Source organism: Gemmatimonas sp. (assembly GCF_027531815.1).
In the GTDB taxonomy this organism is placed as follows: Bacteria; Gemmatimonadota; Gemmatimonadetes; order Gemmatimonadales; family Gemmatimonadaceae; genus Gemmatimonas.
The window spans coordinates 1-25,080 of sequence record NZ_JAPZSK010000013.1; the positions used below are offsets into that span (position 1 = coordinate 1).

The 25,080-nt window shown below is 67.8% G+C and carries 24 protein-coding genes and 2 pseudogenes; 15 read left to right on the plus strand and 11 right to left on the minus strand.

Going from position 1 to position 25,080, the window contains the following annotated elements; translation table 11 throughout:
* Positions 1 to 1,334: 1,334 nt before the first annotated feature.
* Both O9271_RS15080 and O9271_RS15085 read right to left on the minus strand, forming a co-directional pair.
* Positions 1,335 to 2,309 carry an alpha/beta fold hydrolase gene (locus tag O9271_RS15080; RefSeq protein WP_298271418.1) on the minus strand — a complete coding sequence of 325 codons (975 nt, stop codon included), beginning with the start codon at positions 2,307 to 2,309 and terminating at the stop codon, positions 1,335 to 1,337.
* Complete coding sequence (locus O9271_RS15085; RefSeq protein WP_298271421.1) at positions 2,302 to 2,871, minus strand: PH domain-containing protein; 570 nt, start codon at positions 2,869 to 2,871, stop codon at positions 2,302 to 2,304. Before O9271_RS15085 ends, O9271_RS15080 begins: the two co-directional genes overlap by 8 nt.
* Positions 2,872 to 3,120: 249 nt before the next feature.
* On the opposite strand from O9271_RS15085, the gene O9271_RS15090 reads away from it, so the two are divergent.
* Positions 3,121 to 3,279, plus strand: a complete 159-nt coding sequence (locus tag O9271_RS15090) for a hypothetical protein (RefSeq protein WP_298271426.1) — start codon at positions 3,121 to 3,123, stop codon at positions 3,277 to 3,279.
* Between the two features lie 152 nt (positions 3,280 to 3,431).
* Here the strand turns inward: O9271_RS15090 and O9271_RS15095 are convergent, their stop codons facing one another.
* Both O9271_RS15095 and O9271_RS15100 read right to left on the minus strand, forming a co-directional pair.
* Complete coding sequence (locus O9271_RS15095; RefSeq protein WP_298271429.1) at positions 3,432 to 4,022, minus strand: type II toxin-antitoxin system YhaV family toxin; 591 nt, start codon at positions 4,020 to 4,022, stop codon at positions 3,432 to 3,434.
* Between the two features lie 9 nt (positions 4,023 to 4,031).
* Entirely contained in the window at positions 4,032 to 4,586 is a 555-nt protein-coding gene (locus O9271_RS15100; RefSeq protein ID WP_298271431.1) for a type II toxin-antitoxin system PrlF family antitoxin, read from the minus strand.
* 111 nt (positions 4,587 to 4,697) lie between these two features.
* On the opposite strand from O9271_RS15100, the gene O9271_RS15105 reads away from it, so the two are divergent.
* The gene (locus O9271_RS15105) at positions 4,698 to 5,297 is read left to right on the plus strand and encodes a helix-turn-helix domain-containing protein (RefSeq protein ID WP_298271641.1); all 600 of its coding nucleotides are present in this window, start codon (positions 4,698 to 4,700) and stop codon (positions 5,295 to 5,297) included.
* A gap of 330 nt (positions 5,298 to 5,627) precedes the next feature.
* Entirely contained in the window at positions 5,628 to 5,945 is a 318-nt protein-coding gene (locus O9271_RS15110) for a hypothetical protein (RefSeq protein WP_298271434.1), read from the plus strand.
* A gap of 293 nt (positions 5,946 to 6,238) precedes the next feature.
* On the opposite strand, the gene O9271_RS15115 is transcribed toward O9271_RS15110, so the two are convergent.
* Both O9271_RS15115 and O9271_RS15120 read right to left on the minus strand, forming a co-directional pair.
* Entirely contained in the window at positions 6,239 to 6,535 is a 297-nt protein-coding gene (locus O9271_RS15115) for a HigA family addiction module antitoxin (RefSeq protein WP_298271437.1), read from the minus strand.
* Between the two features lie 89 nt (positions 6,536 to 6,624).
* Positions 6,625 to 6,855, minus strand: coding sequence for a type II toxin-antitoxin system RelE/ParE family toxin (locus O9271_RS15120; RefSeq protein WP_298271439.1), 231 nt, complete (start codon positions 6,853 to 6,855; stop codon positions 6,625 to 6,627).
* Between the two features lie 273 nt (positions 6,856 to 7,128).
* Here O9271_RS15120 and O9271_RS15125 point away from each other — a divergent pair.
* The 3 genes and pseudogenes from O9271_RS15125 to O9271_RS15135 all read left to right on the plus strand — a co-directional run.
* Positions 7,129 to 7,952: pseudogene (locus tag O9271_RS15125) on the plus strand (IS3 family transposase); the annotation flags it as partial.
* Between the two features lie 44 nt (positions 7,953 to 7,996).
* Positions 7,997 to 8,164: pseudogene (locus O9271_RS15130) on the plus strand (Txe/YoeB family addiction module toxin); the annotation flags it as partial.
* Between the two features lie 204 nt (positions 8,165 to 8,368).
* A complete protein-coding gene (locus tag O9271_RS15135) occupies positions 8,369 to 9,004 on the plus strand; it encodes a hypothetical protein (protein WP_298271444.1) in 636 nt (211 codons plus the stop codon).
* 125 nt (positions 9,005 to 9,129) lie between these two features.
* Here the strand turns inward: O9271_RS15135 and O9271_RS15140 are convergent, their stop codons facing one another.
* Positions 9,130 to 9,867: a tetratricopeptide repeat protein gene (locus O9271_RS15140; protein WP_298271446.1), complete on the minus strand. Its 738-nt coding sequence runs from the start codon at positions 9,865 to 9,867 to the stop codon at positions 9,130 to 9,132.
* Positions 9,868 to 9,904: 37 nt separating this feature from the next.
* Here O9271_RS15140 and O9271_RS15145 point away from each other — a divergent pair, with 37 nt between their 5' ends.
* On the plus strand, positions 9,905 to 10,888 hold the full coding sequence (locus tag O9271_RS15145; protein ID WP_298271448.1) for a hypothetical protein: 984 nt from the start codon (positions 9,905 to 9,907) through the stop codon (positions 10,886 to 10,888).
* Between the two features lie 134 nt (positions 10,889 to 11,022).
* Here O9271_RS15145 and O9271_RS15150 read toward each other — a convergent pair whose 3' ends face one another.
* Complete coding sequence (locus O9271_RS15150; protein WP_298271450.1) at positions 11,023 to 11,697, minus strand: nitroreductase family protein; 675 nt, start codon at positions 11,695 to 11,697, stop codon at positions 11,023 to 11,025.
* Positions 11,698 to 11,798: 101 nt separating this feature from the next.
* Here O9271_RS15150 and O9271_RS15155 point away from each other — a divergent pair, with 101 nt between their 5' ends.
* Positions 11,799 to 12,395, plus strand: a complete 597-nt coding sequence (locus tag O9271_RS15155; protein ID WP_298271452.1) for a TetR/AcrR family transcriptional regulator — start codon at positions 11,799 to 11,801, stop codon at positions 12,393 to 12,395.
* A gap of 17 nt (positions 12,396 to 12,412) precedes the next feature.
* Complete coding sequence (locus O9271_RS15160; protein WP_298271455.1) at positions 12,413 to 12,634, plus strand: hypothetical protein; 222 nt, start codon at positions 12,413 to 12,415, stop codon at positions 12,632 to 12,634.
* An 18-nt stretch (positions 12,635 to 12,652) separates the two neighbouring features.
* Here O9271_RS15160 and O9271_RS15165 read toward each other — a convergent pair whose 3' ends face one another.
* Positions 12,653 to 13,897 (minus strand): aminoacetone oxidase family FAD-binding enzyme, encoded by a 1,245-nt coding sequence (locus O9271_RS15165; protein ID WP_298271458.1) that lies wholly within the window; start codon positions 13,895 to 13,897, stop codon positions 12,653 to 12,655.
* 83 nt (positions 13,898 to 13,980) lie between these two features.
* Between O9271_RS15165 and O9271_RS15170 the strand changes: the two genes are divergently transcribed.
* Positions 13,981 to 15,372 carry an MFS transporter gene (locus tag O9271_RS15170; protein WP_343213926.1) on the plus strand — a complete coding sequence of 464 codons (1,392 nt, stop codon included), beginning with the start codon at positions 13,981 to 13,983 and terminating at the stop codon, positions 15,370 to 15,372.
* A gap of 13 nt (positions 15,373 to 15,385) precedes the next feature.
* Here the strand turns inward: O9271_RS15170 and O9271_RS15175 are convergent, their stop codons facing one another.
* On the minus strand, positions 15,386 to 16,306 hold the full coding sequence (locus O9271_RS15175) for a 3'-5' exonuclease (protein ID WP_298271461.1): 921 nt from the start codon (positions 16,304 to 16,306) through the stop codon (positions 15,386 to 15,388).
* A 28-nt stretch (positions 16,307 to 16,334) separates the two neighbouring features.
* Between O9271_RS15175 and ytxJ the strand changes: the two genes are divergently transcribed.
* From ytxJ to O9271_RS15195, 4 genes are all read left to right on the plus strand, one after another.
* Positions 16,335 to 17,105 carry a bacillithiol system redox-active protein YtxJ gene (gene ytxJ, locus O9271_RS15180; protein ID WP_298271464.1) on the plus strand — a complete coding sequence of 257 codons (771 nt, stop codon included), beginning with the start codon at positions 16,335 to 16,337 and terminating at the stop codon, positions 17,103 to 17,105.
* 122 nt (positions 17,106 to 17,227) lie between these two features.
* A complete protein-coding gene (locus tag O9271_RS15185; protein ID WP_298271466.1) occupies positions 17,228 to 17,614 on the plus strand; it encodes a response regulator in 387 nt (128 codons plus the stop codon).
* Positions 17,615 to 17,643: 29 nt separating this feature from the next.
* The gene (locus O9271_RS15190; RefSeq protein WP_298271468.1) at positions 17,644 to 19,779 is read left to right on the plus strand and encodes a M1 family metallopeptidase; all 2,136 of its coding nucleotides are present in this window, start codon (positions 17,644 to 17,646) and stop codon (positions 19,777 to 19,779) included.
* Positions 19,780 to 19,927: 148 nt separating this feature from the next.
* Positions 19,928 to 22,948, plus strand: a complete 3,021-nt coding sequence (locus tag O9271_RS15195) for a chemotaxis protein CheB (RefSeq protein ID WP_298271470.1) — start codon at positions 19,928 to 19,930, stop codon at positions 22,946 to 22,948.
* 35 nt (positions 22,949 to 22,983) lie between these two features.
* On the opposite strand, the gene argJ is transcribed toward O9271_RS15195, so the two are convergent.
* Positions 22,984 to 24,162: a bifunctional glutamate N-acetyltransferase/amino-acid acetyltransferase ArgJ gene (gene argJ / locus O9271_RS15200; RefSeq protein ID WP_298271472.1), complete on the minus strand. Its 1,179-nt coding sequence runs from the start codon at positions 24,160 to 24,162 to the stop codon at positions 22,984 to 22,986.
* 321 nt (positions 24,163 to 24,483) lie between these two features.
* Between argJ and O9271_RS15205 the strand changes: the two genes are divergently transcribed.
* Entirely contained in the window at positions 24,484 to 24,951 is a 468-nt protein-coding gene (locus O9271_RS15205) for a hypothetical protein (protein ID WP_298271474.1), read from the plus strand.
* Positions 24,952 to 25,080: the final 129 nt, after the last annotated feature.

Below are 25,080 nucleotides of genomic sequence, written 5' to 3' on the forward strand. Positions count from 1 at the left end.
TTCAACACCCGCCGCATTCTCGAGCCCTTGGGATATGTTTCCCCTGCGGAGTTCGAGGATCAGTATTACCGCACCCAAGCGGCTCCTGCGGAGCGCTTGGCACTCAACTAACCGAGTCTCCACGAAAGCCGGTGCGGTTCATATAGGCTCGGAGGTGACAGAACGTGCTCGCGCCGCAGACGGTGCGAATGGATGGCGCCACCAAACTTACCTAGCGGACAACGGCGATGCGCGCGCCGCTTGTTTCGCCTAAGCGTTCAAACTTCAGAAGGATTCTGCGGTCAGGGGCAGCGAGTAAATGGAGCGCGTTGGTGCCAGCCGTGGCAATTGCATCGCTTGGCGCTCTGCTACGCCAAGCCAACACGCCTCGAGCACCTGGCTGAGGTTCATTGTCTGCGGCTTATTTACTCACATCACAGCTGTTCGCTGCAATGTTCCATTTATCGCGCGCCTAGATTCCAAACCACCTGCGCCGCCACAGTGTGTGTTGTGGGGGTGTCTGGCTTGGTTTGAGGTTTTCCGATCTGCCAGATAACTGATTTGCCACTCAGCGACACTATCAAGACAGAAGGGAGGCCCAGCGTGGGGCCTCCCTTCTGTCGCTCTTGGTCGTGAGTGGTTCTCGGCGCCTTTCCGCGGTCGAAGCGTTCGTGGTACACAACTTCGTCGGGTTGGGCCAGACGGCCCCTACTCCGCGAGTGGGGCCCCCGGTGGGAGCATAAGCGGCGCTTGCGCGGGCGGTAGCACTATTGGGATCGCCCCGACCGCGAGCTGCGCAATGATCTGCCCGGCGCCGATCAGCAACGTCACCGTCACCGGGTGCTGCTCGGCCCAGTCGACCACCTTCGCCATCCAGCGGGTGACGCCCAACTTTGGTTGACTCGGCTTCCCGTCGTGTACGAGATCTGCCCCCCGACAACGCAACAGGGGACATGCGTCACGAAGGCGCGCTTTGTTGATCGCGATACGTGCGAGCGCCATCGCCGGCTCGATAGCGCATTCTGTAATCTCGCCGATGCGGACGTGACACGGCGGATCGTCTGCGAGGAACGCCAATCGGTGACTGGCGCGTATGGGCGCTGCGGCGGCGGGTGATAGTTGTACGTGTGTCATGCCGACGTAGTTCGATGACACCGCGATAACGTAGACCGCGTATCGTGCGCCATGCGAATAGCCACCGCCCCCCGAGCGTCGCGTGCTGCGATTCCGGCGCGCGGCCGTCTGCTTATTCGGCCCTCAGGGCTCCGTGACTCACCTGCACTCCTGCGACGCCGCGCTCGGGACCACGCCGGCCGCGGCGGCGTAGATCGGGGCCGACCCCTAGGCTCGTGTCATCAACGACGCAGCTGTACGCCCTGTACGAATGCTGTGACCGCCGCGACCATCTCGCCCACCAGCGGCACGGTTGGATCGAGATAGAATCGCTGCTGTTCGGCCATCGAGGCGGGCGTGAACTTCAAGACGTGATTCATCCCGACGATCCGTGCGACCTTTGCGCGTGGCAGTGCAGAGGCGAGTAGGTCCGCTTCCGACGTGGGCGCCTGCAGATCATGGGTTCCCTGCACGATGAGCACGGGCATCGTCAGCTTCGCTATCTCCGTCACCCCGCTGTACCGAAACCACGAGATCAAATACGGCTGAACGCTCGGCCGGAAAAGGGCCGCCAAGGCCGCCGGCGTGTTCGATACCGTATCGCCGCGTACGAGACTGGCGAAGACGCTATCCGTTTGCGCCAAGAGCGCTGGCGGGAGCTGCTGTGCGAGCTGGTCATGCAGGACGTGATCCGCACGACGTGCGACGCCCGCGACAGAGATATAGCCATCGGCTTTTGCGGTCCCGGCGGCCAACATGCCGAGCAACGACCCTTCGCTATGCCCGAGGATGACGATACTCGAGAAGCGTCGGTCCTTTCGTATCTGCGACACCCAGTCGACAGCGTCGGTGGCGGCCGTCTCGAAACGCAGCGTACGCTCTGGCCCCATGGCACTGGCACTGGCGCCAACACCGCGCTTGTCGTACCGCAATGAGGCGATGCCCTGAGCGGCCAGGCTGTCCGCCAACAAGCGATACATCTCTGGTCCGGTCGACAGGCCGACGGTGTTCCCGTTGCGATCCGTCGGGCCGGAACCGGCGATGATGAGCACGAGTGGATATGGTGCCCCACCGCCCACCGGAAGCTGCAGGGTGCCGGAGAGGACGCCGGACGGTGTCGTCAGTGTCGCCGGCTCCACGCTCTGCGCGCTGAGACGGGGGGTAAGAAGCACGAGCGCGCCACAGGCGAAAGCAACGCGGCGCCAGAAATCACGCATGTGAAACATTGCTAAGGGCAAGTAACGGAGCACGTTCGATGGTGATCGGACGCGCCTCGGAGTCATGGGGGCTCGCCGCGCCCGTTCCTGTGAGGTCCGCGAACAGGCGGTGCGTCGCGGCCGGCGTGGCACCATTCACCATGACCACACCGTCCCGTGAGAAGATGGTCACGTACGGCGGTCGGCTGACATTCACGAACAACCGGACCGTGCCGTATGGCCGCATCGCAAACGTGCCCGCGTACGCGCTGCCGCCTTGAAAGCCGCCCATCTTCGATCCGAGTCCTGAAATCTTCGACGTTAGTCGCACGCTGTCGATGCGGCTTCGCGCGATCTCGGAGGTGTATCCAGCCGCGCGGACTGAGAACGACGACGGCGTCACCGTGATCTTTGCCGGGCGCGAACCAAGGATGAGCATGGCAGCGATGAGCAGGAAGGACGCGAAGATGATGCCGAGCGCCAACTGCCCCCGGCCTTCGGTCGCTGCATCCCCTCCGTGGTCGCGTACCGGCTTTGCATCAGCCGGCTCACCGTCCTGCAGGGGTACGTCCAGCGATGTCATTCGTTCCTCGCGATCAGTGTGACCGAAGACCCAGCTCAATGAAAATCTACTCGCGGTACACGCACGATCAACATCATTGTACGCTGATGGCCGTGTTGGCGACTGCGCGCACGCTGACTGCGAGAAAGGCGATGACTGTGAGGTGACGCGTAGAGTGCATGATGCCGCATGCGCCTACCCACCGCCTCCGGGCGCCGTGTTCTACTGCTTCAGCGCGCGGCCGTCGCTTTGTTCAGTCCCCGTGCTTCCGTGATCTACCTACACTCCCATGTCCCGACGCTGGGTACCACGCCGGCCGCGGCGGCGTGGAGTGGGGGCGAGGAAGCCCGCCGGGCGGGGGTGCAGTTAAGGACCATGGCCGTCGGCGCGGCGGCCGACGCGGCCTCCGCCAAGGTCAATCGCCCCTGACAGACGCCGTCAAATGCTTTTCACGGCCTAACTGTCAACTTCTTTTCCGAGCGGCTGTCAGCGAATTCTCCGAAACGGCACCGCGAATTGTCCGAAACGGCACAGAAGGCTTTCGCATCACGGCAATAGAACCCTAAACCGCCGGCGCGGCGCTACCGATGCGCATCCCGGGAGGTCGCCACCCGCTTCGTGCGCGCCAGGACCGTCGTGTCCTCCGCAGCGGCACGCAGCGCCGCCCAGTCCTTAGGCGGGGTGCCGTCGGCGACCATGTCGCGAAACACGGCGTACGCGTCGGTGCGGCTGCCGTAGGTCCGCAGATTCTGCTCGTCGTTCACCCACGCGTACACAATGAGGCGCGCCGTCGAGTCGAAGCGGTAGAACAAGCGGTAGCGGCCGTTCCCGGTCTTTCCGCGGAACCAGCCGGCAGGCAATGCATCCCCGCCGCGATAGATCGGGTCGCCTGGCCGCTGGGGGATCTTGTCGAACATGAGGTCCAGGAGGTGCCCCAGCAGCTTCGCGTTGGGGCCCGGCGCGCCGTGCGGCTCCTTCGCCCGCTCCCGCGCGACGACCGCAGTGAGCGTCTCGATCTTCTCGAGCAGCAGCGGGTGCATCAGAATCGACCAGCCGTGCGCAGCGGGGAGCGTCGTCGCCGCTGCGGACGCATCCGCTGCGCCCTGCCGCTGCTCCCCAGCGCGGCCCGCGCCTGCCTTGCCCCCCTTCGTCTTCGGCTTCCGGTCGATCATGCGCGCGACTCAGAGCCGCATCGCCCCCTCAAGGGGGGCGTCATGGTCGATCTCCACGTCCGCGGTCAGCGCGCGGGCGTGCTCCAGCAGCGCCGCTGGGAACGCGACGGCGCCGCCCACGGCGGGGCCTGCCGCGATGTGGTGGCCGAGGAGCGCCAGGAACTGCTGGAGGACGGGGTCCACGTGCTCGCCAACCGCCTGGGGATTCACCAAGCGGACGCCTTCCTGATCGATCACGTAGCCAAGCTCGCCGCCACCCGTGAGGCCGAGCAGTTCGCGGACGACGGGGGGAATCGTGGTCTGATCGCGAACGGTGATACGCCGGGTGATCATCCCGGGCCGTGCGTCGGTGCGTGAGAACGGGCCCGCCCCGCGGCCCTCACGGTCGCCGGCGCCGCGCGTGATCGCCGTCTTCCGAACGGAGACGAACTTGCGCATCGTGGCGCGGCCCTTGCCGACCTTCCCCCCCTTGCCCGTGGACTTCGCCGGCTTTGCGGACTTCGCGGCCGCGCCCGACTTGGCAGGCGTCGGCCCATTCGTGGTCGAGGGCGTCTTCGAGGGCATGGATCGCTCCGGATTGGGTGACCAGTGTAAGGTAATGCATTTGCATTGTGCCAGCAACCCGCAAGCAATGCAGTGGCATTGTACCGGCCGGGTGCCGCCCCCGCGCTGACAGTGGTCGCGACAACGCGCCGCCGATGCAGACCGGGGGGGGCAGTCTGCCGTCGCCCGAGGCGGCGCGAACGCCTGGGCGGGGTAAGTCCAATTCGGAATAGTCCAATCCGGACTCGATTCTCCCCGCCATGCCGAAACCGGGGACGGGCGTGGGAAAGGGCGCGCGGCCGAAGCCGACCGCAACGGCAGGAGGCCCGCGCTGCAGAGGAGCGGGCGGCGCGCCGCGGTCTCGGACTCGTGCTTGGCGAACGCCCGAAAGACTTTTCGCAGTCGGGTGTGGCGTCCCGGCTCGGCTTCAGTCAGAGCTGGTTGGCGGACATCGAGCAGGGCAACCGCACGTTGACGGTCTTCGAGGCCCACCACATCGCCCAGGGGCTCAACGCGACGCCCGACGTGCTGCTGCAGGCGCCGTCGGCCGAGGAGCGGAAAGAGATGGACCGCGTGGTTCGGGACATTCAGCGCGCTCGAGCGCGTGAGGGGATCACCGCGGAACAACTCGCTGCCGTCCGAGCGGACGCGCAGAATCGGCGCATGCGGTCGTCACCACGGAGCCGACGCGAGCAGAGGCCCGGCGGACGGCAAACGAGGCCGACCGTCTGATCGGGAGTGGGCTCCTCTTCGCGGCTGTCGGCTGATCATCCGCACGGCGGCCCCGGATGGGCGAGTGATTCGTATCGCTGGCCGCCGACATGGCATTCGCATGTGCCTGGGCGCATGGGCCGTCAGCGGCGCTCGTGCGAGCATGTACGCTTGCGCCTGCACGACAACGCAGATACGCTCTGGTGGTATCGCGGACGATGGCCACACACGAGATCAAGCCCCCGTTCACCGACAGCACCGCGCTCCGGACATTCCAACCGAAGAAGCCCAATGATCAATCAGGGATTGCAGCGAAACCGATCCAGCGGCCTTGTGGCGGCCGTGGTCGTAATGGCCGTCGTCATTGCGACCTATCTCGTTCTCCCCGAAGCGTTGCGGTCATCGACCAAGGTGGTCCTTTCGCTGCAGGCGGCCTCGGTCGCGATCTTTGGGCTCAGCGTGGTGGGCCTGCGGGGCCTTCCGCCGGTGTCGGCCCCCCGTGCGGTGGGCATCGCGATCTTCCTCGGATTCGCGGCGCTCTTCATCGGCCGACTGTGTGAGGTGTTGTTTCCCGCGTCGGTGGCGCAGTTGGACTGGCCGGGCGTGATCTATCTACTCGGCGTCACGGCATTCGCTTGGGCGGCGCTTCGCGCGAAGGCGATCATCTAGGTCGAGCCTGGGCGGGTAGGCGCATGGGCGAGTGGGTAGCGATGCGGGATGCCCGTCCAGCAGAAGCGCGGAATCGTCACGGTAAACACGAAGGCCCCGGAGCAATCCGGGGCCTTCGTCGTTATGTCGGGTGTCGCGATGGTGAAGGCAAGAGGGTTTCAAGTAAACCGGAAGATTGCAAACCAAGGCAGACAGGCTCACGCCGCTTGGCGGGCGTTTGGCTCACACTCCGCGGCGGGATTGGCTCACGCCGATTGGCGGTGGGGCGGAAGCCAGGCGGCTCAGGCCTCCCGTCAGGCTGCAACAGTTGGTCGAAACGGCTTCAGGCGGAGCTTCGACTGTTCGCGTCGCACTTTTGCCTCATCATACGCCGACTGCATCGCCAGCATCGTGCTCATCTCCAGGCCGAACACCTGCTCGAGGCGCAACGCCATTTCAGCCGAGAGGTCAGCGTGACCATTGAGCAGCTTGGAAAGCGTCGGGCGGGCCACGCCAAGCAGCGTGGCGGCGTCGGTCACGGCGAGCGCATTGGCGTCAAGAACCTCTTCACGAAGAAACGAACCCGGATGTGGTGGTGAATGCATCGGCATCACGATTCTCCTTTGCGACCTTCGGACTGTTAGTGATAGTCTTCGAGGTTGAGGTTGCACAAACGCCCGTGCGCGTCCACCCTGAACGACTAGCGCCAGTTTCCCGTCACGTACAACGCCCACGTGCCGCCCCGATTTCCCGACAAGCGATGGGCTTTCCACTTCAGCACGGGTGCGAGCAGTTCCCGCGTGTCGCTCATCGCATCGAGAAATCCCAACATGTTCCGCAGTTTCTGGGCGGAGCGCGCGGGTACCCCGTGATCACTGTTCTGGTGATACAGCTGGCGGAGCCCCTTGTGCGCGAACGACGCAATCCGCATTTCGAGTGTAGCCTGTAACGTTACGGGCGTCAAGTGAACCGCCCCGGGTGATACAGTTCAGCGCATCCTCGTCGCAACATACGACGCAGCGTCAGTCCGCTGTCACCTTCACGTTTACCGCGCGTAGTGGAGTTACCAGACTTTCGTGGCGGGTGCTAAAGTCAAGCACCTCAACGAGAGGGGGAGCCCGTGCCAGCGAAGCCCAGGGCAGATCGTGTCCGTCGGAAGTATGAGTTCATCAAAGCGCATCGGAAGCAATTTCCGACCGAGGTGATGTGTCGGGAGCTGGGTGTCGCGCCCAGTGGGTACTACCAGTGGCTGAAGTGTCCGTTGTCAGCGCGAGCGGTCGAAGACGCGCGCTTGCTGCGGTGGATTCAAGCATCGTTCAAGGCGAGTCGGGGGATCTACGGGGCGCCGAGGGTGTTCCTCGATCTCCGGGAGGCGGGCGAGACGTGTAGCAAGCATCGTGTGGCCCGCCTGATGCGAGAAAAGGGCTGCGGGCGCTACACGGCTATCGCACGCGCCGCTGGGAGGTCGGCAAGCCGGCGGTGCTGACTCCGAACCTGCTCAAGCGCCAGTTCTCGCCGACGAAGCGCAATGTGGCCTGGGCGACGGACATCACGTACATCCGAACGTGGCAAGGCTGGCTCTACCTCGCCGTCGTCATCGATCTGTTCTCCCGTAAGGTCGTCGGGTGGGCCGCTGGCCCGACGATCCACCGCGAGCTGGTCTTGGACGCACTGGCATCGGCAGTAAAGCAGCGGCGGCCGCGTGGCACCCTGATTCACTCCGATCAGGGCGTGCAATTCGGCAGTGACGCCTGGCGGCGCTTCTGCCGCGCCAACCACCTCGAGCCGAGCATGAGTCGCAAGGGCAACTGCTGGGACAATGCCGTGGTCGAGTCCTTCTTCAGCAGCTTGAAGAAGGAGCGCATCAAGAAGCGGATCTACACGAGCCGTGACGCCGCGCTGGCAGACATCGCTGACTACATCGATAATTTCTACAATCGCACCCGGCGGCACAGCCACCTTGGCGGCATCAGCCCCGAGGAATTCGAGGCGGCCCACAAGCGGGCGCGAGGCCGTAAAGCGTCGTAATTTGGTCACTCGACTCTCCACTCAAGTCTGGTAACTCCATGCACCTGATGGCACAGGTGATCCGTGATCCGTTCGCGGGGACAGGGAAGCCGGAGCCACTCAAGGGGCTCGGCACCAACGTCGGGTCGCGTCGAATCACCCAAGAGCATCGCCTCGTGTACAAGGTCTCGGACGACCGCATCGACTTCCTTCAGGCGCGGTACCACTACTGAGGCCTTCATGCCGTCGTCTCGTGAGTCGAAATCTGAACAGGACGACCGCCAATCGGGTTGCGCCATCCGCGCCAATTGGCGTGAGCCCTCAGCGGAATAGGGGCGCACCCTGCACGCTACCGCCCGGTCGCCGTTCGGCGGAACCGCGGCCGCACATGCGACGTATGCAGAGGGTCACGCTCTTCCTCGACTATCTTCCCTCCTGTGCTCACCCTCCTGTCCCCGCGCGCCCGTATCGGGCGCGGCTTGCGCGCCACCACCGTGCTGCTTGCCGCTGTCTGTCTGCCTTGCTGGTCCGCGACCTCGCTCGAGGCGCAGCGCCGACCGGGTGTGGGCATGGGCTTCTATACGTACACCGGGCTCGTCTCGGCCGAACTGGAAGGGGGCAGCGTGGTGGCCTCTTCGGCGTTCGTGGAGGCCGCAACGGTTGCGATTTCCGGAATGGGCACCGTGCCGCTGTGGCGCGTCCCCAAGCGCGCATGGATTGCCGCCGCGCGGGTCACCCCGCTCAACCTCGGCAACCGCGGCTCCTGCGTGGTGATTCCAGAAGCCGTGGGATGTCAGGACACGCGCTTCGAGGAGCGCGCCTCCGTCATGACCGGCGGCGCCTTCGACATTCGCGCCACACTGCTGCGTGTGATGGTGGGCGGCGCCTATGTGTCCGCGGAGAACAGCGCAGCGCGCTTCGGCCCCATCGTACGCGTCGACTTCACGGCGCCCCGCCAGGGCGGTTCGTCACCCACGTTGTTTCTCACCCGCACCTTTCTCGGCACGGTGCGGGGAGAGAGCGCCGGGCTCACCACCGTTGGCGCCGGCTTTCGTTGGGTGCGCAAGCGCTGACCTACGGCACCAGCTCCACATGGGCGACCGACACGCCGCCCATTACGCGGACGCTGAACGCACTCCAGTTTCCCGCGACCGCCGCCGTGTCGCGAAAGTCATCGAGCAGGTGGATCACCGTGGCATTACCGCAGCGTGCGCAGCAACTCGGCCCCTTCGCGCTTGCGCAGCTCGTCGCCAGGTTCCTGCTCGGCCAACGACGGCAGCTGCTGCAGCACGGCGCGCGCATCGGCCACGCGCTCGTTGGCCACCAGGGCACGCGCGTATTCCAGCTGGAACATCACGAACCCGGCGCGCAGCTCGGTGGCCCGGCGTACATGCGTGAGCGCATCGGCCGCGTTGCCGAAGCCCAGCCCCAGCGGCATGCGTAGCGGCCGCGGCGTTTCCGACAGCTTGAGGTGGGCTCGCCCCAGGATGTAATGCGCCGACGCCAGCGTCAGCGGCGGTACGCCGCGCATGGCGATGACCTTTTCGGTGTCTTCCTTGGTCTGGATGACATAGTCGGCAGCGTCGAGCACGCCGGCAAAGAGCGCCACCTTGCCGTTCGCGGCGGCGCGCCGCAGGTACCCGTCGGGCGCCGCGCTGTTGGCCTTGATGGCGCGCTCGGCCAGCGCCAGCGCCTCGCGATACAGCCGGTCCTGTGCCTTGCTCTTCTCGGGCTGCGCGTCCCCCTGCAGCAGCCGCACGCGCGAAACGCGCCAGAGCACCTCGTAGTCGCGCGGCGTGGCGGCCAGCGCCTGATCGGCCAGGGCCACCGCGGGCGCCAGTTGATTGGCCGCCAGGAGCGTGTCCACGCGGAGAATGGACTGGGCCCCCAGTACACCGGGGACGAGCAGAGCGCAAAGCAGGGCGAGAGGTCGCATGGGCTGGTTGAGTTTACCGACCGACTTTATCAGCATTATGCCTGAGTCTGTCTCTTCCCGCCGGTACCCGCAAGACGCGTGGTGCCCCGACCGACTGCTGGCACACCGGCTCCCTCTCGACGCCCTCCTCATGCGCATCCCTGCTGCTCGTCCTGCGGCAACGACTGTTGCCCTCGCCGCTGGTCTCCTCGCCGCTGCGCCGGCCACGGTGCACGCGCAACGCGAGCGGGTCATTGTGCGCGCCGAGTCGTTTGGCGGCACGACGGTCGAGCGTCCTGCGGGCACGGTGGGGCGTGACTCGTACACCCAGCAGGGGGTGCAGGTGCAACTCTCGCACCGCGTGGTGCGTGAGCAGGGGCGGAGCATCGTGCTGCTGGGCGGGCAGTGGCGTGGCGTGCAGGTGGCGCTGCCGCGGGCCAGTGCGACGCTCAACACGGACGCCTTCACCACGCTGCACGTGGCCACGGCCGATCTCATGCTGCTGCGCACCGTGGGAGAGCGACACACCGTGGTGGGCGTGCTGCGGCCGGGACTGTACGGCGAATCGGTGCGCGCCGAGGGGGCGCTGTTCGTGGACCGCATCGTGTCGCCCCGCACGACGGTGGGTGCCGGGCTGAGTTACGGATCGGCCTACGGCAAGCTGCTCCCCATTCCCGTGGTGCACGTGCTGTCCCGTGTGTCGCGCCGTGTGCTGGTGGATGCGCTGCTGCCGGCTCGTGGCGACGTGTGGTGGATGCCGCGCCGCGGTCTCGACCTGGGGGTGAATGCCTCCCTGGCCGGTGCGCAGTACGGGCTCTCCCCTGCGCAGCAGATTGCCGGCGCCACTCAGCTGTGGCTCGCCAACGCCACCGTGGGTCCGCAGGCTCGCTGGTCGCCGGGCGGCGGCAAGTGGCAGGTCACGGCCGATGCCGGGTTCACGGTGCTGCGCCGGCTCGAGTACGCGCGCGATGGGCGCAGTGTGGCCGATCTCGCCCCCGGCAACGTGCCGTACGCCCGCCTGGGATTGCAGCGGCTCTTCTGACCGACCAGCCGTTCATGCGGCGGCAAGCGGAATGGAACTGATCAAAAGAGAATCGGGGAAAAGGAGAACCTGGGCACACGCTCCGGTTCTCCTGTTCCCCGATTGTCCCGGCATCGGTTCTACTCCACCAGCCGTCAGCGAAAGACCGCAATTTCAGCCAGCGGTTTGCGCGAAATCGCGGGCACCTGCGCGTCGGCCGCCGGATACCCCACCGGCAAGACGAGGAAGGCCTTCTCGTTGGCCGGCCGCCCGAGCAGTTCCCCGAGGAAGCCCATGGGGCTCGGGGTGTGCGTGAGCGTGACCAGCCCCATGGTATGCACCGCCGTGATGAACAGCCCGGCCGCAATGCCGCAGCTTTCCTGCGTGTAGTAGAACGTGCGCTTGCTGCCGTCGGCGTTCACGCCGTGCGAGTGCCGGAAGAGCACCACCACCCACGGCGCGTCGGTGAGGTGCGTCTTCACCGCGTCGGTGCCCAGCGGCTCCAGCGCCGCCCGCCACTCGGGGGTGATGCGATCGGCGTAGAAGCGGCGTTCCTCCTCCTCGGCGGCCTCGCGCAGGCGCTGCTTGAGTTCCGGGTCGCTCACCGCCACGAAGGTCCACGGCTGCTGGTGCGCCCCGCTGGGGGCCGTCCCGCCGGCGCGAATGGCGTGCTCGATCCACGCACGCGGAACTGGCTCAGGTGAGAAATGCCGCGTGGTGCGCCGCGTGTCGGCGTGCGCAGCGAACTCGACGCCGCGGCGGGCCGACTCGGTGGGAGCGAGGCGCTGATGCCGGAGCGTCACGAATGGGGAAGCAGAGGGCGTCGTCATAATGCACCAAACTGCGCGGACCGTGCGCGCATGGCAATGCGGAGGCATCGCTTCGGCGGGGGGCAGTTGACAGTCAACTGACATGGTGGCAGTGTACTGTCATGAGCGACGAACGCCCCCGCGACCGTCTGCGCGCCGATACGGCCGAGCGCATACTGCGCGCCGCGTTCGAGCGGCTCCGGGAGCACCCGCAGGCGCCGTTCTCGCACGAAATCGTCGCCGAGCAGGCGGGCGTGTCGGCCCGGACCGTGTACCGGCACTTCCCCACGCAGGCCGATCTCGTGCGCGGCGTGTGGCAGCAGCTGCGCGATCGGACTGGCACCACCTGGCCCCGCACGCTGGAGGCCATCGTGCCCGAGTTGCGCGCCCTCTTCGCCCAGTTCGAACGCAACGGGGCGCTCACCAGGGCCATGCTCGCGGCCGCGCCACGGGCCAACTACGCCAGGGCCGGCTCGGCCGAAGGGCGCGCGGCGTTTCGCGAGGCGCTGGCGCCGCTGCTCGCCGGACGCCCGCCGGCGGCGCAGCGGCAGCTCGTGGCCCAGTGCCTCGCCATTTACAGCGCTCCCTTCTGGCAGCTGCTGCGTGAGCGCGGGCCGCTGTGTGCCGGCGCGGCCGCCGACGCCGCGGTGGCGGCCATGCAGGCAGTGCTCGACGCGGCACGCGCATCCGTGCCGTCGCCAACCCCTCCCCCACGCTGACCCGCGAGACGCTCCCCATGCCCACTGCCATCGTACTCCCGGCCGGCGCCACGCGCACGCCCTTGCCGCTCAACATCGTGGGCGAAACCACGCACGTGCTGGTGGATGCGCGTGACAGCCAGGCCACCATGGCCTGCTTCCACCTGGTGGCGCCGCCCATGGAGCAGCTGGTGGCGCTCGACGCCGAGTACGGCCTCACGACGATGGGTCCGCCCATGGGCCCGGGAGACCAGCCGTGACGGCCACCGTGCCGCCGGTCAGTTGGCGGCCGCCATGCCCGCCGCCCGCCCGGTGGCCCATGCCCACAGAAAGTTATAGCCGCCAATAGGGCCGAAGGCATCGAGCACTTCGCCGCACAGGTAGAGCCCCGGGTGGCGCCGACTCTCCATGGTCACCGGGTGGATCTCCGACAACGCCACGCCGCCGCCCGTCACCTCGGCCTTCTTGTACCCCTCGTCGCCGTGCCACGGGAGCGCCCCGCGCACCAGCACGTCAATCATGCGGCGGCGCTCATCGCGCGTGAGCTCGGCCAGCTTGCGGGTGGGTTCCACCGCGGCCTGGGCCATGAGCACATCGGCCAGGCGGTCGGGAAGCTCCTGGCGGATCACCGTGGACAGCTGCCGTGCGCCGTGCGGTTGCAGCAGCGTCTGCCATGCCGCGTCGTCGTGTGCCGTCCACTGCACCCGCACGTCGGCGGCGGGTGACTCTCCGCGCCCGGCCTCGGCACGAGCGCGCACCACGACGTGCGACACGTTGAGCACCGACGGACCGCTGTAGCCGGCGTGCGTAAACAGGAAGCCGCCGGTGTGCGTGGCGCGCCGCGCCGGCGAGGCGGCCGTGAGCGAGACGCGCAGCGAGACCCCCGACAGCGCGCTGAAGGCATTCTCCGGTGCCGTCACCGGCGTGAGCGCCGCATACGTGGGGTGCAGGGTGTGCCCCAGCGCCTCGAGCATGCGCAACCCGGCGCCGTCGCTGCCGGTGTTGGGGACCGACAGGCCACCGGTGGCCACGATCACGGCGTCGGCATCGAGCGTGTCCGCGGCGAGCGTGTCCACATCCTCCACGCCAATGCGCCAGCGGCCGGCATGCGGGGCGATGCTGATGACGCGGCAGCCGAAGCGCGCGGCCACGCCGTGCCGCCGCGCGAGTGCCAGCAAGCCGTCGCGCACATCGCGCGCCTTGTGCGAGGCAGGGAAGAGCTTGGCCGATTCCACCTCCTCTTCGAGCACGAGGCCCACCTCGTCCTCGAAGAACCGGATCTGCTCGGCCAGCGGCCAGCTGCGCACGATCTTGCGCAGCGTATTGGGTGAGGAGTCGGTCACGAAGCGCGACTCGTCCACGCGAGACGGCAGCACGTTGCAGCGTCCACCGCCGCTGATGAGGATCTTGCGCCCCCCGTCCCGGGTGCGTTCCAGCAGCACCGTCTCCGCCCCACCACGGGCGGCGAAGATCGCCGCCATCGTGCCGGCGGCCCCGGCGCCGATCACCACCACTCGTTGCATCTGTCTCGTCCTGCAGCGGGAAGGCCGTACCGCGGCACTGCGCCGCCATGATGGAAGTATGCCCTGCTGTTAGCTTTGGGGCCATGACTGCCGACGCTGCCGCCGTGGCCAACCCCGAGGCGCTCGCCCGCCGCCGCCTCCTCACGGTGCTCTTCGCGGGGGTGTTCATGGCGGCGATGGACGCCGCGGTCATCGCGCCGGCGATTCCGGCGCTGCGCGAGGCGTTCGGGGTGGACAATCGGCAGATCGGCCTGGTCACGATCGTCTTCAGTCTCTGCTCCCTCACGAGCACGGCGCTCATGGCGGCGCTGAGTGACCGGTTCGGGCGGCGCACCATCTACCTGCTGGACATTGCCGGCTTCGCGCTGGGGTCGCTCGTCATCGCGTGGTCGTCGAGCTTCGGCGTGCTGCTGCTGGGGCGCGCGATTCAGGGGTTGAGTGCGGGGGGCATTACCCCCACGGCGAGCGCGGTGGTGGGCGATACGTTCCCCGCCGACCAGCGCGGGCGGATCCTGGGGCTGATCGGCGCGACGTTCGGCATGGCCTTCGTGTTCGGCCCCATCCTCGCGTCGGCGCTGCTCGTGGTCGCCAGCTGGGAGTGGATCTTCCTCATCAACCTGCCGTTCGCGGGCATCGTGTTCGTCATGGGCTATCGCGCGCTGCCGCGGGTGACGCGCCCGGCCGCGCTGCCGCCGTTCGACTACGCCGGCATCACGACGCTGGCCGTCATGCTGGCCAGCCTCACGCTGGGGATCAACCGCGCGGCGGATACGCTCACCGGGCGCACGGTGTGGCCGGCGCTGCTGGCCACGGCGGTGCTGGCGCTGCCGGTGCTGCTGTGGGCGGAGCGCCGCGCCGCGCAGCCGATCGTGCCGCTGACCCTGTTCGGCACGACGCAGCTGCGCACCACATGGGTCCTGTGCACGGGGGCCGGCTTCGGCATGGGGAGCGTGATCTTCATCTCGTCGGTGGCGGTGGCGGCGTTCGCCACGCCGGCCGATCAGGCCGGGCTGCTGCTGCTGCCGCTCGTGCTCTGCTCGTCGGTGGCGTCGGCGCTGTTCGGCCGGCTGCAGAACCGGCTCGGGCCGCGCCGCATCATGCTGGCCGGTTTCGGAACCCTGGCCGTGGGGGCGCTGCTCATCGGCGTGGCGGCGCCGACGTTCTGGCTGTTCATCACGGCCACGCTGTTCGTGGGGGCCGGGGTCGGCATCGTGGTCGGCGGCACGCTGCGCACGGTGGTGCTCGACGAGGTCGATGCCACGCAGCGGACCGCCGCGCAGGCCCTCGTGAACATTGGCATCGCCATCGGGAACCTCATGGTCGTGGCGGTGCTGAGTGCGTTGGCCGATCGTGCCGGCGGTGGGCTGGCCGGGTTGCAGGTGGCCTACCTGTTCGCCGCCGGGGTGATGGTGGCAATGATGGCCATGAGCTTGCGGCTGCAGCCGACGCGGGTGCAGGTGCTGGCCGCGGGGTGAAGCGCCCGCCGGGTCAGCCCATGCGTTCGGAGTACCGCTCCCGCGCACTGTATTTGTCGAGCCGCCACGGCGGGGAGGTCAACCCGCCGTAGGCGTGCTCGCGCAGCCACGCCTGCTCCGCCTCCACGTCGTTTTCGTCGAGGTCGCGGAACCAGGTCTTGGGGCGCGCGGGAGACCCGTTGAACCAGCGGTAGCCGCGGGCCTTGAGCAGCTCCTTGGTCTCGATGGGGGTGCCGATCGCCCACAGGCGCACGGTGTTGCGGCGCGCCCGCTCGAGCAGGCGCGTGAGCGGCGTGGCCTCACCATCGCGCGGGGTGGCCAGCACGTGCAGTGTGGCCAGGCAGTCGTCACCCGCCCGGTGCCCGGTGTGAAAGGCGCTGCACAGCTGGAAGAGCAGGTAATCGAGTTTGGCGCCACGACAGCCGAACTGCGACCAGGGCACATCGTGCAGCGAGCACCCCCAGTGTTTGGTGGCGAAGGCGGGAAAGCGGCGCTCGAGCATGCGACGGTCGAAGTTCGCGTTGTGCGCAATGACGAGGTGTGCCGCCTCGATCTCGGCCGCGACGGCGGCGTCATCGATGCGCTGGCCGCGCACCATGTCGTCGGTGATGCCGGTGATCTCCACCGCCTCGATGGGGATGGGAATGCCCGGATCCTCGAACCAGTCGCGCATGGGGTGTACGCCGTACACGCGCCCCGCCGAGTCGAATTCGAACGCCACCAGGCCCAGCTCGATGATGCGATCGTTGGTGGTATCGAGCCCCGTGGTTTCCACATCCACGATGAGCCCGCGGCGCACCCCCGTGGACGGCGTGGGGGCCGCATAGTGCGTGCGCGCCTCGAAGCGCTGCAGCACCCGATAGTCGCCGGTGGCTTCGAGCGCCGAGATCAGGGCGGCGTGCTCCGGCAGCACGCCCGTGCGGATTTCCGGCATGTGGCCCGGGGTGACTAGGTTTCCCGACATGAACGCTTCCGATTTTCCTGCTGAGTTGACCGATGCCGAATTCACGGCCCGGGTTCTTCAGTCACCGCTGCCCGTCCTGGTGGATGTGTGGGCCGCCTGGTGCCAGCCGTGCGTGACCCTCAAGCCGGTCATGCAACGCCTGTCGGAAAGCTATCGTGACCGGGTGACAGTGCTCATGCTCGACGCCGATCGCAACCTCGAAACGGTAACCCGTTTCGACGTGCGTGCCCTCCCCACGGTCCTGCTCTTCGATCAGGGCGCGCTGGTCGCCCGCCAGACGGGAGCGCAGTCGCTCGCCACCTACGCGCAGCTCCTCGACGCGCGACTCGCCGCGCGGGCGGCTGGCGAAGCGGCGCAGCCCGTGGCCCACACCACCCCGGTCGCCCCCGCTCCCACAGGCGACACGCCGGCGGTGCGTGAGGCGCGTGCGCTCGTCCAGGCGAGTACCCCGACGGTGCTCTTCAAGCACAGCGCCACCTGCTCCATCTCGATCGACGTGAAGCGCCAGTACGATGCCTTTGTGCAGGCCCACCCGCAGGTCGCCACACGGCTCGTGGTTGTGCAGCAGGAGCGCCCGCTGTCCACGGCCATCGAGACGGTCACCGCGGTCCGCCACGAGTCACCGCAGGCGCTGGTGGTGCGGGACGGGCAGGTGCTCTGGCATGCGTCGCATCACCGCATCACGGCCGAGCGACTGGCGCAGGCCGTGCGCACGGCCGAGGCGACCCCAGGCGTGAGCGGCGCGGCGCCCACGCCGTCGGCGCACTGATCCGTTCGCCGTGATGCAGCCGCGCGGCTGCATTGTGGGGGCGGCACGGGAGCTCTACTCTCCGGGAGATCGTTCGCAGAGCAGGTATCTCGCAATCACGTCTTGCTTCGACGAGTCCGGTCATGAGCGCCCTTGCTGCTGCACGGCACGTGCTGGTGGTGGACGACAACGCGGATGCCGCCGAAAGCCTGGCGCTGCTGCTGCAGCGTGAGGGGCATAGTGTTGACGTGGCCCATGATGGCCGGGATGCGCTGGAGCAGTACGATCGCGCGCACCACGATGCCGTAATCATGGACATCGGCCTGCCGGTACTCGACGGACACGAATGCGCGCGCGCCATGCGCCGTGCGCAGGGGGACCGGGCGCTGCTCATCATCGCGCTCACCGGGTGGGGGCACCCGGAGGACCGCCGCCGGAGCGAGGCGTCGGGGTTCGATCATCACCTGGTCAAGCCGGTCCTCCCCTCCGAGCTCAACGCCTTGCTGGTGGCGGCCCAACGGACCGAGTAGCGTTCGGGGTCCACCAACCCCGAGTGTCCATGAGCTCGACCATTCGCACACCGCTGCTGCTTGCCGCTGCGGTCCTGCTTCCGGCGGCCCCGGCCGCATCCGGCGCCCAGCCGCGTGCCACGGTGTCGGCCTCGGCGCCCGCAACCGTCGCCGCCGTGCCGCCGCGCGCCATCCGCCGCGACGTCCCCATGACCAACGCCATCCGGCGCGCCATGGCCGCGGGGAGCCGCGATTCCACGGGACGTCCGACCGCCCGGTACTGGCAGCTGCGCACCGATTACGACATCGATGTGTCGCTCGATCCCGGCAGCGCGCGGCTCACGGGGACGGCGCGCATCACGGTGCACAACACCAGCCCCGACCCCCTGCGTGAGATCGGACTGCGGCTGCACCCCAACCACTTCATCGGCACCGCGCCGCACAGTGCGCCGTGGACCCCCGCCGAGGTGACCGATGGCATCGCCATCGCGCGCATGTCCGTGAACGGTGCCGCCGTCAACATCGCCTCCAACGCGGCACCCAACGCGCTGGCCGCCGAAGGCGCGCGGGCCATCCAGAACGCGCAGGCGGCCGCCGCCAATGCGGCCAGTGGCAACACGCTGCTCAACGGGCGCTCTACCAATGCGCGCGTCCGCCTGGCCACCCCCATTGCCCCCGGTGCGAAGGCGCAGCTCGAGATCGCGTGGTCGCACAAGCTGCCCGGCGGTCCCGGCACCGGGCACCGCATGACGCAGCGCTGGGCCGACACGCTCTTTCAGCCCACGCAGTGGTTCCCGCGCGTGGCCATGTACGACGACCTGCGCGGCTGGGACACCGAGCTGTACCTCGGGCCGAGCGAGTTCTACAACGCCTTCGGCCGCTACGATGTGCGCATCGACGTGCCGGCGGGATGGATCGTGAGCGGCACGGGGCTGCTGCAGAATCCGCAGCAGGTGCTCACCGACAAGGCGCGCGCGCAGCTGGCGAAGGCCACGCAAAGCGACGACATCACCACCATCGTGGGGTCGGACGAGGTGGGGCCGGGGCAGTCCACCGCCATCAGCGCCAACGGGCGTCTCACGTGGCACTACGTGGCGGACAACGTCAACGACTTCGCGTGGGCCACCGCGAAGCAGTACGTGTGGCAGACCACGCGCGCCACCATTCCGGGCAAGGGGGTGGTGCCGGTACACATGGTCTATCTGCCCGGTCGCGCCAGCCTGTATGCCAAGGCCGGCCCCGTGTCCCGGCATGCCCTCGAGTTCTATTCGAAGCTCTGGTTCCCTTATCAGTTCCCGCAGCTCACCCTGCAGGATGGGCCCAGCGCCGGCATGGAGTACCCCATGGTGATCAACTCCAACGTGGGCGCCGCCGATCATGAGGCGGGGCACATGTGGTGGCCCATGGTGGTGGCCAACAACGAGACGTGGTACGGCTGGATGGACGAGGGCTTCAATCAGTACATGAACATCCTCTCCGACGCCGATGCCGCGGGGAAGCCCGCGGTGCTCGATGGGCTTGGGCAGAGCTACGGCCGGACGGCCAACAACGAGGCCGAGCCGCCCATGATGTGGAACGCCAACTACGCCGGCCCGCAGTTCTACGGCTTCACCACCTACAGCAAGACGCCGCTCATGCTCTCCGCCCTGGGTGGCATCGTTGGCGACAGCGCGGTGCAGCGCGCCCACCGCGAGTTCGGCACCGCCTGGATGTTCCGGCATCCCTCGCCCTGGGACTGGATGTTCTTCATGGAGCGCGCGCTCGGCCGTGACCTGGGGTGGTTTTGGAACGCGTGGCTCTTTGGCAACGAGAGCGTGGACCACCGGGTGGCCAAGGTCGTCACGCAGGGGATCCGCACGCGCGTCACGGTGGCGCAGGAGGGGCAGATGCCCGCACCGATCGTGCTCGACGTGACGTTCGCCGCCGCCGGGCCGGCCATTCGGCCGATGAAGAACGCCGTCATGCTCGACGCCACCACGGCACGGGTGACCGTTCCGGTGGACGTCTGGTTCGACGGCCGGCGCGAGCACGTGGTGGAGTTGGTCTTCGGCGGGCGCCGGATCGAGAAGGTGACGCTCGACGCGCAGGGGCGTTTCCCCGACCGCGTGCCCGCCGACAACAGCTGGTCTGCCAAGGCCGATGTGGGAGGGGCAGGGATCGGGCGCTCGGGTTCGACCCGTCCCTGACCGATGCCCTGAGCTGCGGTGGGTCCCGTGCACGCGCCGTGCGACGCCCCCATAATCCAGACGCCGCAGACGACCAACGAATTTCTTTCCCGGGGGCGGGCCATGCTCGACGGTCCCCCCAACGCGCCTCTCGCCGCATCAGTGACGCATGACATCTCCCGAACAGGTTAGCGGCGCACACGACGCGCCCTCCTTCGCCGACGCCCAGCCCCTCGCGGTCTGTGCGATCGGGGCCAGCGCCGGCGGGCTCGAGGCGCTGCAGCAGTTCTTCGACAACGCGGATCCCACGCGCGGCATCTCGTACGTGGTCGTGCAGCACCTCTCGCCCGATCACAAGTCGCTCATGGTGGAGCTGCTGCGGCGACACACCACGCTCAAGGTGGTGCGCGCCGAAGACGGCATGCGCATCGAACCGGACACGGTGTATCTCAACCCGCCCAAGACGAACCTCACCATCGAGAGCGGCGTGTTGCGCATGGCCGAGCAGCCGGCCGGTCACGGGCTGCATCTGCCCATCGACGTCTTCTTCGCCTCGCTCGCCCTCGCCATGGGCGAACACGCGGTGGGGATCGTGCTGTCCGGAACAGGCAGCGATGGCACCCGCGGGGCGCGGGAGCTGAAGGCGGAGGGGGGGCTGGTGCTCGTGCAGGACCCCACGGAAGCGCAGTTCGACGGCATGCCGCGCAGCGTTGTGGCCACGGGGCTCGCCGACCAGGTGCTGTCGGTGGCCGATATGCCCGGCACCGTGGCGCAGTTCTTTCTGCGCCGGGGGGGCGGCCGCGCCTTCAGCAGCAGCGAACAGGCGGCGGGCACCGCCTCGCAAGTGCAGCGTGTGCTGGGGCTGCTCCGCGATCGCCTTGGTACCGACTTCACCGGCTACAAGCCCAACACCATCGTGCGGCGCATCGAGCGCCGGGTGCTCATGCACCCCGGGCTCGGCTGGGACGACTACGTCCGTCTGCTCGAGGACTCCAAGCCGGAGCTGGTGCAGCTGCATCGCGACCTGCTCATCAACGTCACGCGCTTCTTCCGTGACGAGGAGGCCTTCCGCCTGCTCGAGCAACGCGTCATCCCGCAACTCGTGATGGACACGCCCCCCGACAGCGAATTGCGCGTCTGGGTGCCGGCCTGCTCCACGGGTGAGGAACCGTACTCGATCGTCATCCTCATCCTCGAGGCGCTCGACCGCGAGAAGCTGAGCCGCAACGTGCGCGTCTTCGCCACCGACGTGGATCAGGATGCGGTGGAGTTCGCGGCCGCCGGGCGCTACGGCGACTCCATTGCCGCCGACATGACCCCCGAGCGCCTCTCGCGCTGGTTCGTGGCCGACGGCGACGGGTACAAGGTAAGCCGCGCCTTGCGCGACCGGGTGATCTTTGCACGGCACAACCTGCTCAAGGATCCGCCGCTCACGCGCATGGACTTCGTGTCCTGTCGCAACATGCTCATTTACCTGGGTACCGACCTGCAGCGCCGCGTCATTGCGCTGCTGGCGTACGCGCTGCGCGCGCGCGGCTTCCTCTTCCTGGGGTCGAGCGAGACCGTGGGGACGCTGTCCACGCTCTTCGATGTGGTCGACCAGAAGTGGAAGCTCTTCCAGGCGCTGCAGCCGGGGCGGCACACCCTGGCCGAGGCGCTTCCTGCACGCCCGCGGCGATCGCTGATGCAGTCGTTCTCGGCCGCCACCGCCGCCGAACAGGCGGTGCTGGCCACGCGCTCGGGGGCGCCGCGGACGGCGACCGAAGACGGGCTGCTGGAGCGGGTGTTCCAGGAGCTCACCGACGTGCTCAAGCTGCGCTGCGTCGTCCTCGACTCGGAGTACCAGCTGCTGCACACCTTCGGTGATGTCAGTACACTGCTCAAGGTGCCGGCCGGGCGCTCCACGCTGGAGATCTTCAAGCTGCTGCCGCGCCCGTTGAGCGCGGCGCTGCGGGCCGCGCTGGGGCGCGTGGCCAAGGAGCACCGCGAGATCCTGTACGAAGGCATCGAGGTGGCCCCCGACGAGCCCACCGTTCGCATGCACGTGCGGCCCCTCGATGTGGGCCCCGACCGCGCCCGGGCCTACGTCATCTTCTTCGAAAGCGGTCCCAGGCCGCTGGCGGGAGGCATTGCCGACCGCTTCGCCATGGACGACTCGTCGGCGCTCCGGCTCTCGCAGCTGGAGCACGAACTGCAGTACACCAAGGAGAACCTGCAGGCCACCATCGAGGAGCTCGAAACCTCCAACGAGGAGCTGCAGGCCACCAACGAGGAGCTGCTGGCGTCGAACGAGGAGCTGCAAAGCACGAACGAGGAGCTCCAGTCGGTGAACGAGGAGCTGCAGACGGTCAATGCCGAGTACCAGGAGAAGATCGCGGAACTCATCAGCCTCAACAACGACATCGAGAACCTGCTCCGGACCACCGGCGTGGGCACCCTGTTCGTGGATGGCTCGCTGCGCATCCGCAAGTTCACCGACGCGGCACTGCGCCTGCTCAACGTGATGCCGCAGGACATCGGCCGCCCGCTCGATCATATCGCCGCCAAGATCCCGGGCGTGGATCTCGTGGCCATGTGCCGTCGGGTCATGAGCGCCAACGGGCCCGAATCGCACGAGGTGCAGGCCCCCGACGGATCGCATCTGCACGTGAAGGTGTTGCCGTATCTCACCGGGGAGATCGGGGTGCACGGCGTCATCGTGAGTGTGATCGACGTGACCGAGGTCAAGCGGGGCGAGGAGCGGCTGCAGCACATCCTCGATTCCATTCCGTCGTCGATTGCCGTGCTGGGGCCCGATGGCACCATCGTCCAGACGAACGCCGAGTGGGCGCGCTTCGCCGAGGTCAACGAGGCCCCGCCGGCGCTCGTTTCGGGGATTGGCCTCAACTACGTCGCCACCTGCATGGCGGCCACCGACGACGCCATGGCGCATGCGGTGGGACGAGGGCTGCGCGAAGTGCTCGGTGGCAAGCGCGACCGGTTCGAGTTGCAGTACCCCTGCCACTCGCCCGACAAGCGGCGCTTCTTCCTGCTGCAGGCCACGGCGCTCACCGCCACGGCCCCGCGGGGGGCGCTCGTGCAGCACTTCGACATCTCGTCACAGGCGCTGCGCCTCGAGCAGCTCACGCAGTGGGTGGAGCAGGTGCAGGCGCTGCAGCTCGACGGGGTGCCGACGCTCCCCGAATCCTGATCGGTGATGGCCGCGCAACGCGGCCACCGCGTGCGTTACGAGGAGTAGTACGCGGCGTTTTCCTCGATGTACCCCTTCGTGAAGTCGCAGCCGTAGGCCGTGGCGTGTGCCTCTCCCGCACCCAGCGCCACGGCGATGTCCACCACCTCGCGCGCGAGCGTCTCCCGCACGATCGCATCGTCGAAGGTCAGGCGCTCGCCACGCCCCACCACCTGAAAGCCGTTGATCCACGCGTCGGTCCGATCAGGGTGGATGGTGCAGTCGAAACACTTGCCCACCGCCATGAGCAGACGTCCCACGTTCGGGTCGGCGCCGTGCACCATGGTCTTCACCAGCGGCGAGTTCACGATGGACTTGGCCACGGTGTACGCCTCACGCGCATTCTTCGCCCCGCGCACGTGCACCCGCAGCAGATGCTCGGCCCCCTCACCGTCGCGGGCCAGAATCTCGGTCATGCGCGTGCACCCCGCCACGAGCAGTTGCAGGAACTCGGCTTCGTCCACCGGGCCCGCCAGCCCGTTGGCGAGAATGGCGCAGGTATCCGAGGTGCTGGTGTCGGTATCCACCGACAGCATGTTGAACGAAGGGGCCACGGCCGCACGCAACAGACGGTCCAGCGTGGGTGCATCGAAGGCGGCATCGGTGAAGATGTACGACAGCATGGTGGCCATGTTCGGTTCGATCATGCCCGAGCCCTTGGCCACCCACGTGATCGTGGCCTCTCCCACCGACGCCGAGAGCGCCTTGGGGTGCGAGTCGGTCGTCATGATCCCCTCGGCGCCCACCATGGGGTTGTCCTGCAGTTCGGCCGCCATGCCCACCACGCCCGTCTCGATCTTCTCGATTGGCAGTGGTACCCCGATCACTCCGGTCGAGCTCACCAGCATGCGGTCGGCACTCGTGCCCAGTTCGGCGGCCGCGGCGCGCGCCATGCGTCGCGCGTGCTGTACGCCGGTCGCTCCGGTGGCCACGTTGCTCACCTTGCTGTTGGCAATCACGCCGCGCAGGATGCCACCGGCGATCGTTTCACGCCCGAGAATGATGGGGGCGCCCGGAAAGTGATTGCGCGTGAATACCGCCGCGGCGGCGGCGTCCACGTCGCTGGCAAAGAGCGTCAGGTCGCGTGCGGTGGGCTTGAGACCCACATTGCGGCTGGCGCAGCGGAAGCCGCGCGGAAAGACCGGCGTCTCGTGAAATGTGATGGCGTGTGACATCCAGCAAAGCTGGAAGCGGCGGATACGCTGCGCCAGCGGTTTGGTGGCGTGAGCGCACCATCCCGTTCGGGGAGGACGAGGCGGGATTGAGTCGACTTTAGCGGAATCGGTCCCAACCGTACATAATAGACGCAAACGGTGCAATACAGGTGTGTAAAGGTGTATTCGCGGGACGGCACGTTTTGTACCGCAATCACAATTGGGAAAGCCGAATGTACACTGTAACGTCCGCTTCGCCCTGTCACCTCGTCCCCGACGCTCGTGCCTTCGCAACCTTCGCTCCGGCCGTTCGACATCGCTGTCGCTCTCCGTCTGGTTCTCGTGCCTGAAGACCGCTACGAGCCGCTCGCGATTGCCCTGGCGACCAGCACCAGCGCCGTACACCGCTCGGTAGCTCGCTTGCAGCACGCGGGCATCTGCGGTCCAGGCAGCCGCACCGTGGCCGAACCGGCCTTGCACGAATTCCTCGTGCACGGCGCGCGCTACGCGTTTCCAGCGGTGCACGGCCCCGAGCGGGTAGGGCTTCCCACCGCCGGGGCCCATCCGGACCTCGCCGCGGTCTTTGGCGCTGATGAGGCGGTGCGGACGCTCGTCTGGCCCATGGAGGGGGGGGCGGTGCGCGGCGAAACGCTCGTGCCCCTTTTCAACGGCCTCACCAAGGTGGTGACCCGTGACGCGCGGCTGCACCGGATGCTCGCCTGTGTCGACGGAATTCGTGTGGGCACGACGCGCCAGCGCGGTGCCGCCGCGGAGCTGCTGCGGCACCTGATTGCGTCGCGCGCCAACTGAGCCTGCGCCCCCTTGACCCGGCGCCATCCCGCCGGCTCGGGGAAACGCATTGGCATTCATTCACTCAGTCGACTGCAGTCTGCTGCCCCGTCAGAGCGCGCTCATTACCGCGACGCGGTCGGTACTCCC